This window comes from Limnoglobus roseus (assembly GCF_008254045.1).
GTDB classification, from domain to species: Bacteria; Planctomycetota; Planctomycetia; order Gemmatales; family Gemmataceae; genus Limnoglobus; species Limnoglobus roseus.
Map to the genome: position 1 here is coordinate 608,933 of NZ_CP042425.1, position 15,866 is coordinate 624,798.

The 15,866-nt window shown below is 66.1% G+C and carries 9 protein-coding genes; 4 read left to right on the forward strand and 5 right to left on the reverse strand.

What is annotated here, in order from left to right; genetic code table 11:
- Positions 1-10 precede the first annotated feature (10 nt).
- Complete coding sequence (locus PX52LOC_RS02440) at positions 11-511, forward strand: hypothetical protein (RefSeq protein ID WP_149108589.1); 501 nt, start codon at positions 11-13, stop codon at positions 509-511.
- 7 nt (positions 512-518) lie between these two features.
- On the opposite strand, the gene PX52LOC_RS02445 is transcribed toward PX52LOC_RS02440, so the two are convergent.
- The 3 genes from PX52LOC_RS02445 to PX52LOC_RS02455 all read right to left on the reverse strand — a co-directional run bounded on the left by PX52LOC_RS02445 (position 519) and on the right by PX52LOC_RS02455 (position 3,972).
- Positions 519-1,331 (reverse strand): tetratricopeptide repeat protein, encoded by an 813-nt coding sequence (locus tag PX52LOC_RS02445; protein ID WP_149108590.1) that lies wholly within the window; start codon positions 1,329-1,331, stop codon positions 519-521.
- A gap of 51 nt (positions 1,332-1,382) precedes the next feature.
- Entirely contained in the window at positions 1,383-3,317 is a 1,935-nt protein-coding gene (locus PX52LOC_RS02450) for a protein kinase domain-containing protein (RefSeq protein WP_149108591.1), read from the reverse strand.
- Between the two features lie 196 nt (positions 3,318-3,513).
- The gene (locus tag PX52LOC_RS02455; protein WP_149108592.1) at positions 3,514-3,972 is read right to left on the reverse strand and encodes a hypothetical protein; all 459 of its coding nucleotides are present in this window, start codon (positions 3,970-3,972) and stop codon (positions 3,514-3,516) included.
- Between the two features lie 701 nt (positions 3,973-4,673).
- Here PX52LOC_RS02455 and recQ point away from each other — a divergent pair.
- Positions 4,674-6,887, forward strand: coding sequence for a DNA helicase RecQ (recQ, locus tag PX52LOC_RS02460; RefSeq protein WP_149108593.1), 2,214 nt, complete (start codon positions 4,674-4,676; stop codon positions 6,885-6,887).
- A gap of 54 nt (positions 6,888-6,941) precedes the next feature.
- A complete protein-coding gene (locus PX52LOC_RS02465) occupies positions 6,942-8,093 on the forward strand; it encodes an FAD-binding oxidoreductase (RefSeq protein ID WP_149108594.1) in 1,152 nt (383 codons plus the stop codon).
- Between the two features lie 42 nt (positions 8,094-8,135).
- Here PX52LOC_RS02465 and PX52LOC_RS02470 read toward each other — a convergent pair whose 3' ends face one another.
- Positions 8,136-11,495 carry a DUF7133 domain-containing protein gene (locus PX52LOC_RS02470; protein WP_168218768.1) on the reverse strand — a complete coding sequence of 1,120 codons (3,360 nt, stop codon included), beginning with the start codon at positions 11,493-11,495 and terminating at the stop codon, positions 8,136-8,138.
- A 39-nt stretch (positions 11,496-11,534) separates the two neighbouring features.
- Positions 11,535-13,844, reverse strand: coding sequence for a G8 domain-containing protein (locus tag PX52LOC_RS02475; protein WP_149108596.1), 2,310 nt, complete (start codon positions 13,842-13,844; stop codon positions 11,535-11,537).
- Between the two features lie 148 nt (positions 13,845-13,992).
- Between PX52LOC_RS02475 and PX52LOC_RS02480 the strand changes: the two genes are divergently transcribed.
- The gene (locus PX52LOC_RS02480) at positions 13,993-15,627 is read left to right on the forward strand and encodes an ArnT family glycosyltransferase (protein WP_149108597.1); all 1,635 of its coding nucleotides are present in this window, start codon (positions 13,993-13,995) and stop codon (positions 15,625-15,627) included.
- The last annotated feature ends 239 nt before the right edge of the window (positions 15,628-15,866 follow it).

The following is a 15,866-nucleotide window of genomic DNA, read 5'->3' on the forward strand; positions in this document are numbered from 1 at the left end:
GCTATCCGCCATGCCGTTCACCGTTGCCTGCCCGAGTTGTTCCGCCAGCCTCACGGTCCCCGACACGGCCGCCGGTAAGCGCGTCCGGTGCCCGAAGTGTCAGGCGGCCGTCCCCGTCCCGGCGGCGGAAGGGGATTTCGAAGTCGTCGACGATCACGCCCCGCCCCCGGTTCGGGCGAAGCCCGTGAAGAAGAAGCCCGTCGCTGTTGAAGAGGATGATGAGTCACCGCCGCCCCGGAAACGGTCCCGCGACGAACGGGCTGAAGATGATGAGGAAGACGAACGCCCGCGGAAGAAACGCCGCCGGGATGACGACGAAGACGAGTATGACCGGCCGCGCCGGCGCAGGAAAGGCGAATCCGGCGGCGTCTCGATGACGCGGAACATCATCATGGGCATCGTACTGCTCGCGCTGGCCGCCGTGGCCGGCTACATCTTCTACACGAAGCTGAACCCACCCGACGACGCACCGAAGACCGATCCCCGCATCGTCGTGCCCGCGAAGTCGTGATCGAACGTCACTCCACCACCAGCAACTCGCCAAGGGCGCACGCGGCTTCTTCGCAGCCGGCGTCGGCGGCGCGGTTCAGCCACTCGACCGCGGCGGGCACGTCTGTCGCGACGCCACGGCCGGTGAGGTGGAGTTGGCCGAGGTGGAGCATCGCCTGCGGCACGCCGTCCTCGGCCGCCCGCAAGTACCACGTCGCCGCGAGGCCGGGGTTCTCCGGCACGCCCCAACCGCGATCGTGCATCAGGCCGAAGTTCGCCATGCCGCCGGGGTGGTCGGTCTTCGCCAACTCGCGGAAGAGTTGGGCCGCTTCGAGGTAGTTCGGCTTCACCAACTCGCCGGCGATCAGCAGCGACCCGAGGTTCAGTTTCGCCCGACGGTAGCCCTGCTTGGCAGCCGCCCGGTACCAGTGGATCGCCTCGTGGTGGTTCCGGGTGACGCCGCGGCCGGCGTGGAAGAACGTGCCGAGGGCGAACGCCGCCTCGGCGAAACCGCGTTCGGCTGCGTAGTGGACCCACTTCGCGGCACTCACCTCGTCGCGTAGTTCGTCCGGCCCCTCGCACCGGATCAGGCCGAGGTTGAAGGCCGCGCAGGCCTCGCCGCGGCCGGCCGCCTTCTCGTACCACGCGACGGCCAGCGGCAGGTTCCGCGACGTGCCGGTCCCTTCCTCGCAGCGGTGGGCCACCTCGAACATCGCCTCGGCATCCTTGCCGCCGTCGGCGATCACGTGCAGGTCGCGCGGGCCGAGGTCGGTGTACTTCGCCGGCGCGAACCGGCGGAGGCCGTCGAGGCTGAGGTCGCAAACGAGTTCGGCAAGGGACATGGCGCACTCCGGACGGGGTCGCCGAAGTGTAGAACGCAATCCGCGGCCGGGCTAATCCTTCAATTCGCGGACGCGGACGTTGCGGAACTCCACCGGCTTGAGGCTCGCTTGCAGACCGATCCGCCCGTCCTCTCGTGGGAAGTTCACGTCGGCATCGACGCACTTCGTACCATTGAATGTGGCCGTCACCCGCTTGCCGATCACGGACACGTGCAGATTGTTCCACAGATCGACGGGCGACACGGGGTCGAAGTTGGGGGCGATCTTGTTGTGGATGGCCCCATTCTTTTGCGTCTCGGTGAGGCCCGTGTAGGCCGAATTATCGAGGAGTTGAAGTTCGACGAAGTTGCCGCCCGTACCGGGGCCGTCGTTCCACGCCCGCAGGAAGATACCACTGTTCCCCTTCGGGGGCAGGCGGTACTCAAGTTCAAGTTCGAAGTCGGTGTAGTATCGCTTCGTGCCGAGCCAGCCGGCGGCCGCCCCGTCGGCCGAGAGGACATCGTTCGTTAGGGACCACCCGCCGGCATGGAAGGCGTCCCAATCGGCCAGGGATTTGCCGGCCGTCAGCGGCACCCACCCCCCCGCCGGGGTCGACGGCTTTGCCCCAGGCTTCGTGAATACCCTCGTCGGCGTCGCGTCGGAGAAAACGCTCGTCGGCCCATCGGGGGTTGGCTGACCCACGTCCTTCGCGGGCATCGTTGCCGGAGGCATATCGAGAGAGACTCGCCGATTCGTTTTTCCTTCGGCCGAAGGGCTTTCGGGACTCAGGATGTGTTGATTCACGATCACAACCCCAGCGGTAACTACGGCCAGGGCGGCGATCAGCCAAACGACCTTCCCGGCGGAAATTCCGTGACCCCTGCGGCGGGGGGCTTCGTCGATCTCTTCGAACGCACTGACGTTGTTCTGCGCGGTGATCGGCACGGCGACGTAAGGCGTCGGCTGAACCGGAGTGATAGGTAACGGGGCCGTGGCCGGTAGAACGTCCTCCGTCTTGGGCGGTTCGCGCCCGCCCGCGAGGGACTGTTTGAGCATCGCGCCGAGCCGCTTCGCGACCTCTTTCCCCGATTGCGGCCGGGCCGTGCGGTCCTTCCGCAGCAGTTCGTGGACTAACTCCGCGAGCGCCGGCGGCACGACGGGGTTGAGTTCTCGCAGCGGTTTCGGCTCGTCGAGGGCGAGCGCGACCAACATGCTCATCATGTCGCGAGCCGGCTCGAACGGCGTGCGGCCGGCCACAAGGCGATAGAGGACGGTGCCGAGGCTGTACAGATCGGCCCGGTGGTCGACCTTTTCGCCGGCCGCCTGCTCCGGGGCCATGTACGCTGGCGTACCCATGATCTGCCCGGTGTGCGTCAGCTCCTTGTCCTCGTCTTGCGGCTTGGCGAGGCCGAAGTCGAGAATCTTCACCCGACCGTTCGGGGCTTCGAGCCAGACGTTGCCCGGCTTGATGTCGCGGTGGATGACGCCGAGGTCGTGCGCCGCTGCCAACCCCAGGGCCATCTCGCGGCCGATGCGCAGGATTTGGTTGGTGCTCGGCGTCCCCTTCTTGTGCAGGAACTCGTCGAGCGGGTAGCCCTGGAGGAACGGCATGGCGATGAAAGGCACGCCGTCGATCTCGCCGGCTTCGAGGATGCCGATGACGTTGTCGTGGGTGATCTGCGCGGCCGAACGGGCCTCGCGGATGAACCGCTCCTTCGTGGTCCGGTGGGTGGCGAGTTGGGACAGCATGACCTTCAGCGCGATCGGGCGGTGAAGTTGCGTGTCGAAGGCGAGGTAAACGGCCCCCATACCACCGTGGCCGAGTTCCTTCTGAACGCGGAACCGGCCGAGCGTGCCGATCTCGTCCGCCGCGGCCGGCGGCCCGAAGCGCAAGCCGCCGTCGCGTGGGTTGTATCCGCTCGGCGTGTGGTCGGCCCGTGTCGGCGGGCGCGTGTCCGCCTCCTCGGGCCGGAGCGGGCGGGTGCGGGCGGAATTGGGTTCGTTCACAGGCAGGTCTCGCCGGGATCGCGAGGGATAGTGTACCTCAAAAGCCCGGGCGAAGGAATGAAGAAGCCGGGAACCTGCCAGCTCTCCCCGTCCAAACCGAGGAGAGGGATCAAAAGCAGCGAACGGAAAGGGGTCGGGAGCCACTTCGCGGCTCCCGACCCCTTTCCGTTCGCCGTGTGACCACTCGGCGGTTGGGTTACTTTTTCTCGGCCGGTGGGGCGGCTTTCTCGCCCGGCACGTGGACCACGTCGATCTGCGTCACGACGAGCTTCGACTCCGGCTTCATACCGACGGCGCGGATTGTTTCCTTCGAGATGTGCAGTTTGACCTGTTGGCCGGCGGCGAGCGAGCTGAAGTCGCCCTTGCCGTCCTTTGCCTTCGAGTCCTTGACGACCACGTCCTTGATGACGTCGATCGTCTCTTCCTTCGTCTCCGCCTTCACCTGCGGGCGGCGGTTCTTCCCCGACCCCGTGTACCTCCCCGTCGGAACGACGTTCGTCGTCTTGACCGTGACGCTGCCGGGGGCGGTGCTGGAGAGCTCCACGACGACGTCGTTGACGTGCGTTCGGGACGGGATGACTTCGTCGGCGGCGAAGCCCCGAGAGGTCAAGGCGACGAACAGGGCCAAGCAGATCGCGAACCGATGGGCTTTCATGGAAAACACCTCAAACTTCGACAGTGGGAGCGGATGAGCGTGTTAGTGATCTTCTTATTAGACTACCCGAGTCGGCCGAAGGTTCCGTGGGAAAAATTCAGAACCGTCTTCGCGTTATGTTGATCGCCGGCGGCTGCTTTGCTGTTCAGAAGTGTATCGCGTCTCGGACTCTTTCCCAAAATGGTGGATGATACTTCCGCACCGCAATGCCAATGCGAACGTCTGTCGCTACGTCGCTGGGATTGAAACAGACGATCAACTCACAACCCTTAGAAACCCAACCTGAACAACGAAACGCTTCTGCACAGCCCGAGAATTCTCCGCCGCTGTAGTCGCCCGGAGGGCCTCCCACTAACTGAATGACTTCGTTCCGGGTCATGCCAATTTTCACCCGTCCGAACTGCTCTCTTGTCGGGCGAATCGGTCGATAGGCGTGAGCAATTGCTAACGCACCAGCAACTATCAGAATAAGACAAAGGGATACTCGCAGGACACGGCGACGGCACAACACGTTGACGCTCCTTTGCGATCGCGAAGCGGGAACGCACGGGGAATGATCGCTTCCATTTCTACCACATCGCCCGCCGATCCAGAACGCAAAGCCAGGACCGGGCCAAATTCCCCCGTCGGGAACTGGCCTCCGCACGCCGTGGCACAATTGGTACACTGTCCACACGTTCATATTGCGTGAGACCCTGCTGATGCCCACGGATTTGCCCCCGGATTTGCTCGCCGCCGTCGCCAATCACTGGGGCTTCCGCGCCCTGCGACCGCTCCAAACCGAGGCCATCCGGGCCGTTCTGAACCGCCGCGATTCGATGGTCGTCATGCCGACCGGGGGCGGGAAGTCGCTTTGCTACCAGGCCCCCGCCCTCGTCCGCGACGGGCTGACAGTCGTGGTGTCGCCGCTGATCGCACTCATGAAGGATCAGGTGGACGGCCTGACCCGCAACGGCATCTCGGCCGTGCGACTCGACAGCACGCTGACGGCCTCCGAGCGGACCGAAGCGACCGCCGCGATCCGCTCCGGGCAAACGCGGCTGGTCTTCGTGTCGCCGGAACGACTGGTGAACACCGGCACGGCCCAACTGCTCCGCGAAGCCGGGGCGCACACCGTCGCCATCGACGAGGCCCACTGCATTTCGCACTGGGGGCACGACTTCCGCCCCGAGTACCGGATGCTCGCCCGGCTCCGTGAGTTCTTCCCCGGATCGTCGATCCACGCCTACACCGCCACGGCCACCGAGCAGGTTCGCAACGACATCATCGCGCAGTTGAACCTGAAGAAGCCGGAAGTCCTCGTCGGCAACTTCGACCGGCCGAACCTGACCTACCGGGTGCTGCCGCAGGTGGACATGATTTCGCAGATTCGCGACGTGCTCGACCGGCACAAGGACGAGGCCGGCATCGTCTACTGCCTCCGCCGGGCGGACGTGGACACGGTGTCGCAGACCTTGAAGCGGGCGAAGTACCGGGTCGTGCCGTACCACGCCGGCATGACGGCCGAGCAGCGGAAGCAGAGCCACGACGCCTTCGCCAGCGAGGAGGCCGACATCGTCGTGGCGACCATCGCCTTCGGCATGGGCATCGACCGCTCGAACGTGCGGTTCGTCATTCACGCCTGCGTGCCGAAGACGATCGAGCACTACCAACAAGAGACGGGCCGGGCCGGCCGCGACGGATTGCCGAGCGAGTGCCTGCTCCTGTTCTCGATCGCGGACGTGGTCGCCCTGAAGCGGATCATGGAGAAGTCGGCCACCGAGGCGAACGTCGGCCCGGAGATCGTCGCCGGCGCAAAGAAGCAACTCGATCAGATGACGCACTACGCCAGCGGCGCGACCTGCCGGCACAAGGCGCTGGTCCAGCACTTCGGCCAGCAGTACGACACGCCGAACTGCGGCGCGTGCGACATCTGCCTCGGCGACACACAAGACGTGCCGGATGCCCAGGTGATCGCGCAGAAGATCCTCTCGTGCGTGGCCCGCGTCGGCGAGAGTTTCGGCGTCAACCACGTCATTGATGTCCTCCGCGGCGCGGACACCGAAGCGGTCCGGTCCCGCGGCCACAACGCCCTCAGCACCTACGGGCTACTGAAGGAGATGGCGAAGCCGCAGATCCGCGACCACGTCTTTCAGCTGCTCGGCCAGGACGTGCTCGCGCAGTCGGACGGCGAGTACCCGGTGCTGAAACTGACCCCCGCGTCGTGGGCGGTGATGAAGGGGCAGAAAACCGTCCGTCTGATTCAGTTGAAGAAGGCCGCGACCGAGGCCACGGCCGCGGGCAAGACGGAGAAAGGCACACTCCCGGCCGGCAGCGACCCGGAACTCTTCGAACTCCTCCGGCAACTCCGCCGACAGCACGCGGCCCGATTGAGCGTGCCGCCGTACCAGATTTTCGCCGACACGATCCTCGCGGAACTCGCCCGCTGCCGGCCGACGACGTTCGAGCGGATGCGGCAGGTGTCCGGCATCGGCGACGTGAAGCTCCGCGAATTCGGCACGCCGTTCCTGAACGCGATCGTCAACCATTCGCAGGCCCACAAGCTGTCGACCGACCTGCCACCGCCGCGAGAGTCAACCTCGCCGCCGGCGGCGGCTCCGTCGGCCAAGCCCAACACGACGAAGCAGCTGTCGTTCTCGCTGTTCCGCGACGGCAGTTCGCTGGAAGACGTGATCCACCAGACGAAGTTGACCCGCCCGACGGTGTGCGACCACCTCGCCGACTTCATCCGGCAGGAGAAGCCGGAATCGGTGCTCGCATGGGTGTCGGAAGACGTGTGTGAGCGGGTCGCCGCCGCCGCCGAGCAGCACGGCACCGCCCGCCTGAAGCCGGTATACCTGGCACTGAACGAGGAAGTGAACTACGACGCCATCCGCGTGGTGTTCGCGTTCCTGGACTCGCAACGCGGCGCGTAGGGCGGCCGGTTCGTAGAACGAACGGCACGGTCCCGCACGCTTCGAGGTTCATTCGTGGGCGAAACGCTTCTCCTCTCCGGCTTCGGCCCGCTACCAGTTCAACGGCCGGATTCCGTGGCCGACCTCGGCCGCATCGTGTCCGAGGCGCGGTCGCAACGGCAAGCCGTCTACCCCGTCGGCGGGCGGACGATGATCGAGCTCGGCTTGAAGCCGGCGAAGCCCGGCGTGGCCGTCGAGACGCTCGGCTTGAACCGCGTCATCGACTACCCGGCCCGCGACATGACCGTCACCGTGCAGGCCGGCATCACGCTCGGCGAACTGGCGCAAGTGCTAGCGAAAGAAAACCAGTGGCTCCCGGTGGACGTGCCACTACCGGGGCGGGCGACCATCGGCGGGGCGGTGGCGACGAACGCGAGCGGACCGCGCCGCCTCGGCCACGGCACCTTGCGTGACTACGTCATCGGCATCAGTTTCGTCACCGACGACGGCGTCGAGGTGAAGGGCGGCGGCCGCGTCGTCAAGAACGTCGCCGGCTACGACTTCATGAAGCTTCAGACCGGCGCGCTCGGCACCCTCGGCATCGTCACGCAGGTCACGCTCAAGGTGAAGCCGCGGCCGGAAGCGGCGGCCGTCGTCGCGTTCGGCTGTTCGTCCGGCGAACTGCCGGCGGTGCTGGACTTGTTGCACAAGTCGAACAGCCGGCCGGCGGCGATCGAACTGCTCAACGCCGCCGCGTGGCAAGCGGCGGGCTTCACGCTGATGGCAGCGAAGGCCGAATGGGTGGTGGCGGTCGGGTTCGAAGAGAAGCGCGTCACCGTGGACTGGCAGCGCTCGACCCTGCTGGCCGAACTGAAGCCGGTCGTGTCGTCGGCCTTCGAGTTGAGCGGCCCCGACGCCGAGAGAATCTGGCCGGCCGTGACCGACCTGCAAGTGCGGCCCGAGAGTGCCTTCATCGGCAAGGCGGCTGTGTTGCCGAGTCGCACGGCAGCGGTGGCCGCGAGTGCGAACCGCGGTGGCGTGCTGGTTCACGGCCAACCGCTGAACGGCATCCTCTGGCAGCACGGGGACACGCCGCCGGAGGGCGACTTCCAGACTCGCCGCGGCGCAACCCGCACCGCGAAGACCGGCCCCGATTGGGAACTGATGAAGCACGTGAAGAAGACGCTCGACCCGGACGACGTGTTCAACCCCGGGCGGCTGTGGTGAGTGGGCGAAAGCCCAGGCACGGCCGTGCCTGGGCTTTGCGGATCACTTCAACGTCGTCAAATACTCGATCAAATCCCGCACCTCGCGCCGCGTCAGCGTTTGGCCCACCGCCGGCATCGGCGAAGTCGGTTTCGTCCGCGATTCCACGTCCTCCACCGGCACCGTCACCGGCTTGCCGTTCGTGTCTTGAAGGACGATCGTCTTCTTGTCTTCCTTCAGGATCGTGCCGGCGAGAACGCGGCCGTCGAGGAGGGTGAGCGTCACGGACGCGAAACCGTCGGCGATCTTCGCACTCGGCACGAGTAGCGATTCCAGGAAGTGTTCGCGCGCCGTGCCCTTGTACTTGCCCGCAACCTTGGTCAACTCCGGGCCGGCCGTGCCGCCGCTGCCGCTGACGGTGTGGCAGCGAACGCACTGGGCGGCTGCGTGGTTGAAGAAGACCTCGCGGCCGCGGTCGGCGTCACCGCCGTGGAGGCTCACCCGGAACTTGCCCACCTCGTCCGCCGGCAGGCCGGCTTCGAACTTCGCGCGTGCCTTGTCGCGGGCCGGCGACGGCCACGCCTTCACCGCGTCGAGAACGTCCAGCCGCAGAGCCGGCGGAATCTCGCCGGCGGCGAGTTGCTCGGCCGCACGGTCGAGCAACTGCCCCGCCTCGGGCGTCTTGAGGGCGGGCAACAGCGCGAGTGCCCGCTGACTTTCGACCTTCGTCGCGTTGTCGTCGTCCAACACGTCGGCCAACAACGACGTGCCGCGATTCGCGTCGGCCTTCGCGATCAATTCGCGGGCCTCGCTCCGAATGATCGGCGACGAATCCTTCAGGCTCGCCGTTAGAATCGCGTCGAGCTTCGCAGCCTTCTGACTCGCCAGGAACCGCATTGCCGCCACGCGGAAGTTTGCGTCCTTCGCGGCGTCGGTGGCCCACGCGACGAACTGCGCCGGGTCGGCCTTCACGCCGAGCTTTTGAATCGCCCCGATGGCCGCGGTCTGCAAACTGCCGCTCGTCTTCGACAGCAACTCGGAGAGATTCGCCTCCAGCAACGCCCGCACTTCGGCCGGGTCGCGCTTCGACAGTGGCCGCCAGAAGCCGGTGACTCGGTCGCGCGGCAACGGGTCGGCCCACTGCGCGAGGGCCGAGAGGGCTTCGGCCCGCACAACGGCCGAGAAGTTCGCGTTGGTGACGACGCCCAGCACCGCCTTCGCGTGGTCGACCCCGCCGAGGCGATAGGCCGCGTCGATGCACCGCCGCACGAGCGGGTCGCCGTCCGGGATCGGCTTCTCGCCGAGCGCCGGCAGCACCGCGGCCAACTGCGGGTACACGTCTTCCAGCGGCAAGTCGTGAATCGCCCGTGCCGCCTCCGCCCGGATGAACCAGTCGGCGTCGGTCAGGGCCGCCGCGATGCGCGAATCCTTCAGCCGCCGCTGTACCAACACAACTGCCAATCGCACGGCCGCGCTCTCGTCCTTCGTCTTGGCCGCGACAGCATCGGCGTCGCCGATCTTCGCGAGAGCAGCGACGCAGGCGTGCCGCAGGTACACGTCGGTGTCCTTGTTCTGCCGTAACACCTCGAACAGCGGCCCGACGGCGGCCTTCGCCTTCAGCTTGCCGAGCGACTGCGCGGCGAAGAACTTCACGCGGGCGTTCGAGTCCGTGAGCAACTTCAACAGATCAGCCGGTGCGTTCGACTCCTCTTGATCGGGGTTACCGATCAGGCGGGCGTCGCCAAGGACGTTCGCGTACTGCGCCCGGATTTCGGGATCTGGGTCGGCGAGTAGGCGCCTGTAGTTGTTGTGTGCTTTGGTGCTCATCTTCCAGAGCGTGCGACTCGTCCAAATAGCGTGGATGCGAGCGAGTTGGTCGCCCTTCTCGGTCGCCATTTTGAATACCATCCAGGCAATGACCTTCCCTTCCTCATCGGCTTGGCCCAGCCGCTTCATCAATTCGTGTTGTGCCCGCAACCGCACCCGCTGGTCCGCGTGGCCGAGCAATTCGCCGAGCTTCTTATATCCGAGCTTCTCGAACCCCTCTTCGAACAGCTTCTTCGTCTCCTGCACCACGTCGCTTTCGAGTTTCTTCGGGTCGAAGGCGGTGTAGATGCGGCCGCCGAGGCTCTTGCCGCTCCAGTCGAGGTTCACGAAGTCGCTGACGTACAGCTTGCCGTCGTAGCCGAACGTCGCGTCGGTTGCCATGATCGGCTTCAGAAAGTCGTGGTAGTCCTCGATCTCGAAGCCGGCCCCGGTCGGCTTGACGCGGAACGCTTCCAGGCCGCCGATGCTGCCGGCGTAGTTGCACATGATGAACGAGTTCTTGTAGCGGTCCGGCAGGCTCGTGCCGCTGGTGAACAGGAAGCCGCTCGGCCCGGTGCCGATCTTGCCGACTGGTGGCACGATGTACGCCGGCTGCCCGGCGTTCTGCAGGTGCCACAGCCGCTCGGCGAACCACGGAGCGTTCGTGTGCGGTTCGATCGTCTGATAGGCCATGTTCCAACCGCTCTCGCCGTCCTCGACGACGTACACGAGGCGGGCGTGGTCCCCCTTGTCGCAGTTGTTGTCGTCGGCGAACAGGTTGCCGTACTGGTCGAAGGCCAACTCCTGCGGGTTCCGCAGACCGCGGTGGACGACTTCCAGTTCCGTGCCGTCGGCGTTGCAGCGGAAGACGGCCCCGGTTCGCGGGCCACTGAAGTGCGTGCCTTCCTTGCTGGTCACGTCGAACCCGCGGTCGCCGACGCTGAAGTACAGTTTGCCGTCCGGTCCGAAGATGAGGCCGTGCAGGTCGTGGCCGAGGAAGGCACAGTTGACGCCGAAGCCGTGCAGCAACGACACCGGCTTGTCCGTGCCCTTCTTGATGACGCGCAGGTCGGGGATGCAAGTGACGTACACGTCGCCGTTGACGGCCAGGATGCCGGCGGCGAGGCCGTCGAGCGGTTCGCGAAACTGCGCGAGAACGGTGGACTTGTCGGCCCGGCCGCTGCCGGTGGTGTCTTCGAGCAACCGCACCTGATCGGCGTACTTCGTGAACCAGTTCATGCCGCCGTCGAACTTCTTCTCCCACTTCTGGTACATCTTCAGCCGGTCGTCGAGCGTGCGAATTTGCAGATCGTCTTCGAGGAAGAACGACCGCGTGCGATTCTCTTCGGTGCCGCGGCTGAAGCGGTGTTCCTCAGAGACGTACACGCGATTCTTTTCGTCAAGGCTAATCGCGACGGGGCTGGCGAGCATCGGCTCGGCGGCGTACAACTCGACCTTCATCCCGGCCGGCAGGCGGAACGCGGCCATCTGCTTCGTGGCTGCGTCCTTGCCGTCGGGCAGCTTCGGGGCGGCGTCCTCCGGCGGCGTGAGGGCCACGAGCGTGGCCGGCAGTGCGAGGAACAAGGCGAGGAACAGCAATCGAAATCGCGACATCATCACGTCCATGAGGGAAGGGAATGAATCGGGTAGTCTACTCTAGCGAAGCGTGACCTTCGCGGGCGTCTTCTCCGCGTTGCCGGCCGCGTCTTCGGCGGCGGCTTCTATCGTCAGCGGGCCGGCCGGGACGTTTTCCAGCACCAACTCCCACTCGGCGAAGTTCGCGGCCGTGGGCTTCGGCTCCTTCCCGTTGACCCGCACGCGCGTCACCGTGCCGTTGTCAGCCGTCGCGCCGCGGACGGTGACGGTCGAACCGACCCGCGTCACGCGGCTGATGACCGTGGTCGGCGGCAGGTCGTCGATCGGGTCCAACAGCGTCGGGAACGGCACGTCGTGTACCTCCTTCATCCGGGATTCGTCGCCGGTGAGTTTGGCCTCCGCGCGGTAAGCATCGGCGTCCTGCTTGTACTCGCCGGACTTCGTGCTGACGACCAGAGCCGTGCGGCCGGGGCCGAACCAATCGTGGACGAATACCGGCACGCCGTGTTCGGTCTTCGGCGTCGGCCGCGGCCCGCCGCCGAGGTTCACGATGGCCCGTTGGCGGCTGTTGTCGCTCCAGTTCTCGACCTTCAAATTTCGGATGTGCGTGACCGCCGACCCCGTGGGGTTGTCGTCGCTGATCTGCACGAGCGGCATCCCGCCGGACCGACAGCCGTCGAACGTCAGGCCGTCCACCGTCAGGCGGCCGTACTGCACGCTCAGGTCGTCGTGGCCGCGGTTGAACGGCTCCGTGTGCGTGTGGCCGACGTAGACGTTGCGGTAAACGTGATTGTCGAAGTTCGGGTGGTACACGCCGTAGGCCGCGCTGTTGACGTGCAGGTTCTCGACCAGCAGCGACGGAACCTGCGGCCGAAAGGCGTAGTGAACGTCCCAGATTTTCAGGTCGCGGACGACGAACGGGTGCTTCACGTCGGGGCCGACGCGGTTCACGCCTTCACCGAGGTTCACGCCGTACAAGCCGTGGCTGCTGTGGACCTCATTCCGCTCGAACCGCACGAACGGCAGCGTGCGAACGTCCACGAGTTTCCGCGTGCCGTCCGGTTGTCGGATCGGGAAGGTGAGTGTCAGTGAGCTCGACGGCGTGGCCTCGTAGCGGAAGCCGTACTGATCGCACTCGGCCGCCACGTTGCGGGTGAACGTGTTCAGGCTGTTCGTCCACCAGAACCCCGCCCCGTCGTTGTGGTCGAACGGCAGCACCTGTTTCGGCAGCTTCTTGCCGGCCGTCGCGCCGACGGCGAGGTTGCGGTCGAGGACGTTGTAGACCTCGGTGCCGTCCTCGAAGAAGAAGCCGTGGCCGACGCTCTGGTAGCCGACGTTGTCCTTCACCAACAGGTAGTTCGTGCCGTGGACGGTCAAGAAGCGGTTGTGGCTGTCCCAGATCGAGTTGCCGACCACGGAACTGCCCCGCATCGTGTCGCCGATGAGGTGGAAGTGCAGGGCGTACCGGCCGAGGGCGGTCTTCTTCCCCAGGTGGCGGAACTCGGTGTACGTCAGCGACCCGGCCGAGTGCCGGTGGTACATGGTGTGGCCGCGCTCGCCGTCCGGGTCGGCCGATTCTACGACGACATTGCGGGACAAGTTCGCGACCTCGGCCCGGTACTCGCCGTCGCCGAGGTGGGTGAACTTCAGCGGCTCGTCGAGCGTGAGTTTCGACTCGTCGATGGCCGCGATCGTGCGTTCCTCGGCCGTGGAGGCGGTTTTGGAATTGCCGTGGGTCTGAGTGCCGGTGAGGACGAGCTTGTCGCCGGCCTTCCAGCCGGGCACGGGTTCGGCGAGTGACACCGCCTTGTCACCAATCTTGGCGGTCGTGCCGAGTTTGACCCAGGTGCGGCTCAGCGGCGTGCCGTGCGAGTCCCACCGGCCGCCGCAACAGATGATCGCGGGGCACGACTCTTTCTTCAGCCCCGGCACGAGGTGCAGGCGGATCACCGCCGTGTGCTTCGCGTCAATCGGTCGGTCCGGCGTGCCGACTTCCAGGGCCGGGCGGACGGCGTCCGGGTCTGGCTGCGTGACGTGTCCGTCGCAGTCGAAGCCTTCTTCGCTATAGTCCTCGCCGGGCTGAATCTTGATGAGGCCGACTTCGAGTTTTGTGTCCTTCGCAGGGTCGAAGGTGAGCGTCCCGGCGACGTTGATGGCGCGAATCACCGCGGCCGAGTTTGCATCGTAGACGACGCGGTGCCCCTCTCGGATTAGCACCCTCGCGCCGGTGCCGGGAGCTTTGCCGCCACCCCAGGTCGCGGGGTCGGACCACGCGCCGCTCTTGGCCGAGCGGACCACCGGGTCGGCTTCGGCGGCGGGCAGGGCGGGGAGGAACAAGGCGGTCAGCATCAGGAGAGTGATGCGAAACATGGCGGACCTCGGACGGAGGGGAATCGTGTCGGCGGGACTACCAGCATGACAAATCCGCCCGCGGAATGCGAGAGGAAACTACGGACCGTTCGTCTCGGCCGTCGTCGGATCGTACTCTATTCGTCGCACAGTACAGAGACTCGCTGCGATGGACCGCCCGACGCCCGTCACGAAATTCGACCTCCTCTGGCTCGCCGTCTTCGGCGGGCTGTCGTCGCTGGCGTGCGTACTCGCCTGGGACCGCGTCGGCGTGACCTACGACGAGAGCTTCTATCTCTTGTACGGCCGCGAGTGCTGGAAACAGGGGACGTGCGCGCCGCTGACGATCTACGGCACGATGCCGCTGCCGATTGAAGTCGAGACGGCTCTGCCGCAACTCCTCAACTGGCGCGCCGACACGCCGCTGACGGAAGTCATCCTCGGGTCGCTGCGGCTGGCACGGGCCGGAAATCTCGTGTTCTGGTGGCTACTGTTGGTTCACACGTTCTTGCTCGGCCGGGCGGTGGGTGGGAACTGGGCGGGGCGGCTGGCAGTCGCGTTCCTCGCCGTCGATCCGAACTGGCAGGCGCACGCGGCCCTCGCGACCACCGACATCGCCGTCTCCGCGATGGTCGTGGCGCTCGCCTACCACACGCTCGCCTCGCGCCGCCGGCGGTGGTGGGTCCGCGTGCTGCTCCCCGGCACGCTCTTCGGCCTGGCGGTTCTGACAAAGCTGAGCGGCCTGCTGTACGGCGGCCTGACGCTGGCGGTCATCGACCTGTGGCAGCGATTCGGCCCGGCGGACGACGGCCCGCGCCCTTTCCGCGGCCGGGCGATGCTCGCGTTCGTCGGCCTGCTGACCGCTCGAACGCTGATCGGCCTGCTTGTCGCGGCCGTCTACTGCGGGTACGACACCAACCCCGCACGGACGGCCCTCCACCTGCGGGAGATGGTCCCGGACGAGCCGACCGCGTTCGACCTGTGGCGGGCCAGGAATTCCGATCACCTCCCGAACTTCGCCGTCGCGGTGCTGTTCCAGGAGTACATGAACAGCCGGATCGGCGGCAGCTACCTCTTCGGTGCGTGGCACCCGCACGGCGTCTGGTACTACAACCCGGCCGTCGTCGCGATGAAACTGCCGGACGCACTGCTCCTGGTGGGCTTGTTCGTTCTCGTCATCCGGCCGTGGTCACTGCTCAACCTGCCGGCGGCGCTGGCCGTCGTACTGTTCGTATTCTCCGTCCTCAGTAAGCGGCAGATCGGCGTGCGCCTGCTCTTCCCGCCACTGGCCCTCGGCGAGATAGGGTTGGCCGTCGCCCTCGTCCGCGGGTGGGGGCGTCGGGGCGTCGGCGTGGGGTGGGTCGCCGCGATCGTCACCGGAATTGTCGCGCTCTGGGTGTGGCCGAACGGCCTGAGTTACATGAACCAACTGTCCGGCGGGCCGGGGCGAGCGTACCGACGGATGGCAGATTCGAACGTCGACTGGGGGCAGGGAATCCCCGAGTTGATCCGCTGGCACGACCAACACGACCGGCCGGCGACGGCCCTCTGGTACTTCGGCACCGACCCACGGGCGCACGGGCCGCGGTTCCGGGTGATCGACTTGAAGGAGAATCCCGTGGGCAGTGTCAGTGAACTGAAGGCGATGCTTGGGCCGACGTTCCTGGCCGTCGGGCACAGTGAGGCGGCGACAAGCCCGACCAAGCCGCCCGTGAAACAGGACATCCTCGACTGGCTGGCCGGGCAGCAACCCGTGGACCGCACGTCGACGTTCCTGATCTACGACCTGCGGCTGGCGAAGTGACGCCACCTTCTCCCTCGCGTCGGCTTTGCGGGGAGAGGGCCAATCCGGAATGTTGTCCGGCGTGAGCGTCGCTGGTCACGTCATCAAGCCGCTCTAAACAAGGTCCGGCACAATCTTGTCTCGGAACACGTCGTCTCGATAGCCGTGCAGATGGCGTCCATCGCGTCGGTGGCGTCGCCGATGTCCGCAAGTCGAAACCATTTTCACAATATAGCCTCGGGACGTAAGTAAGAATAATA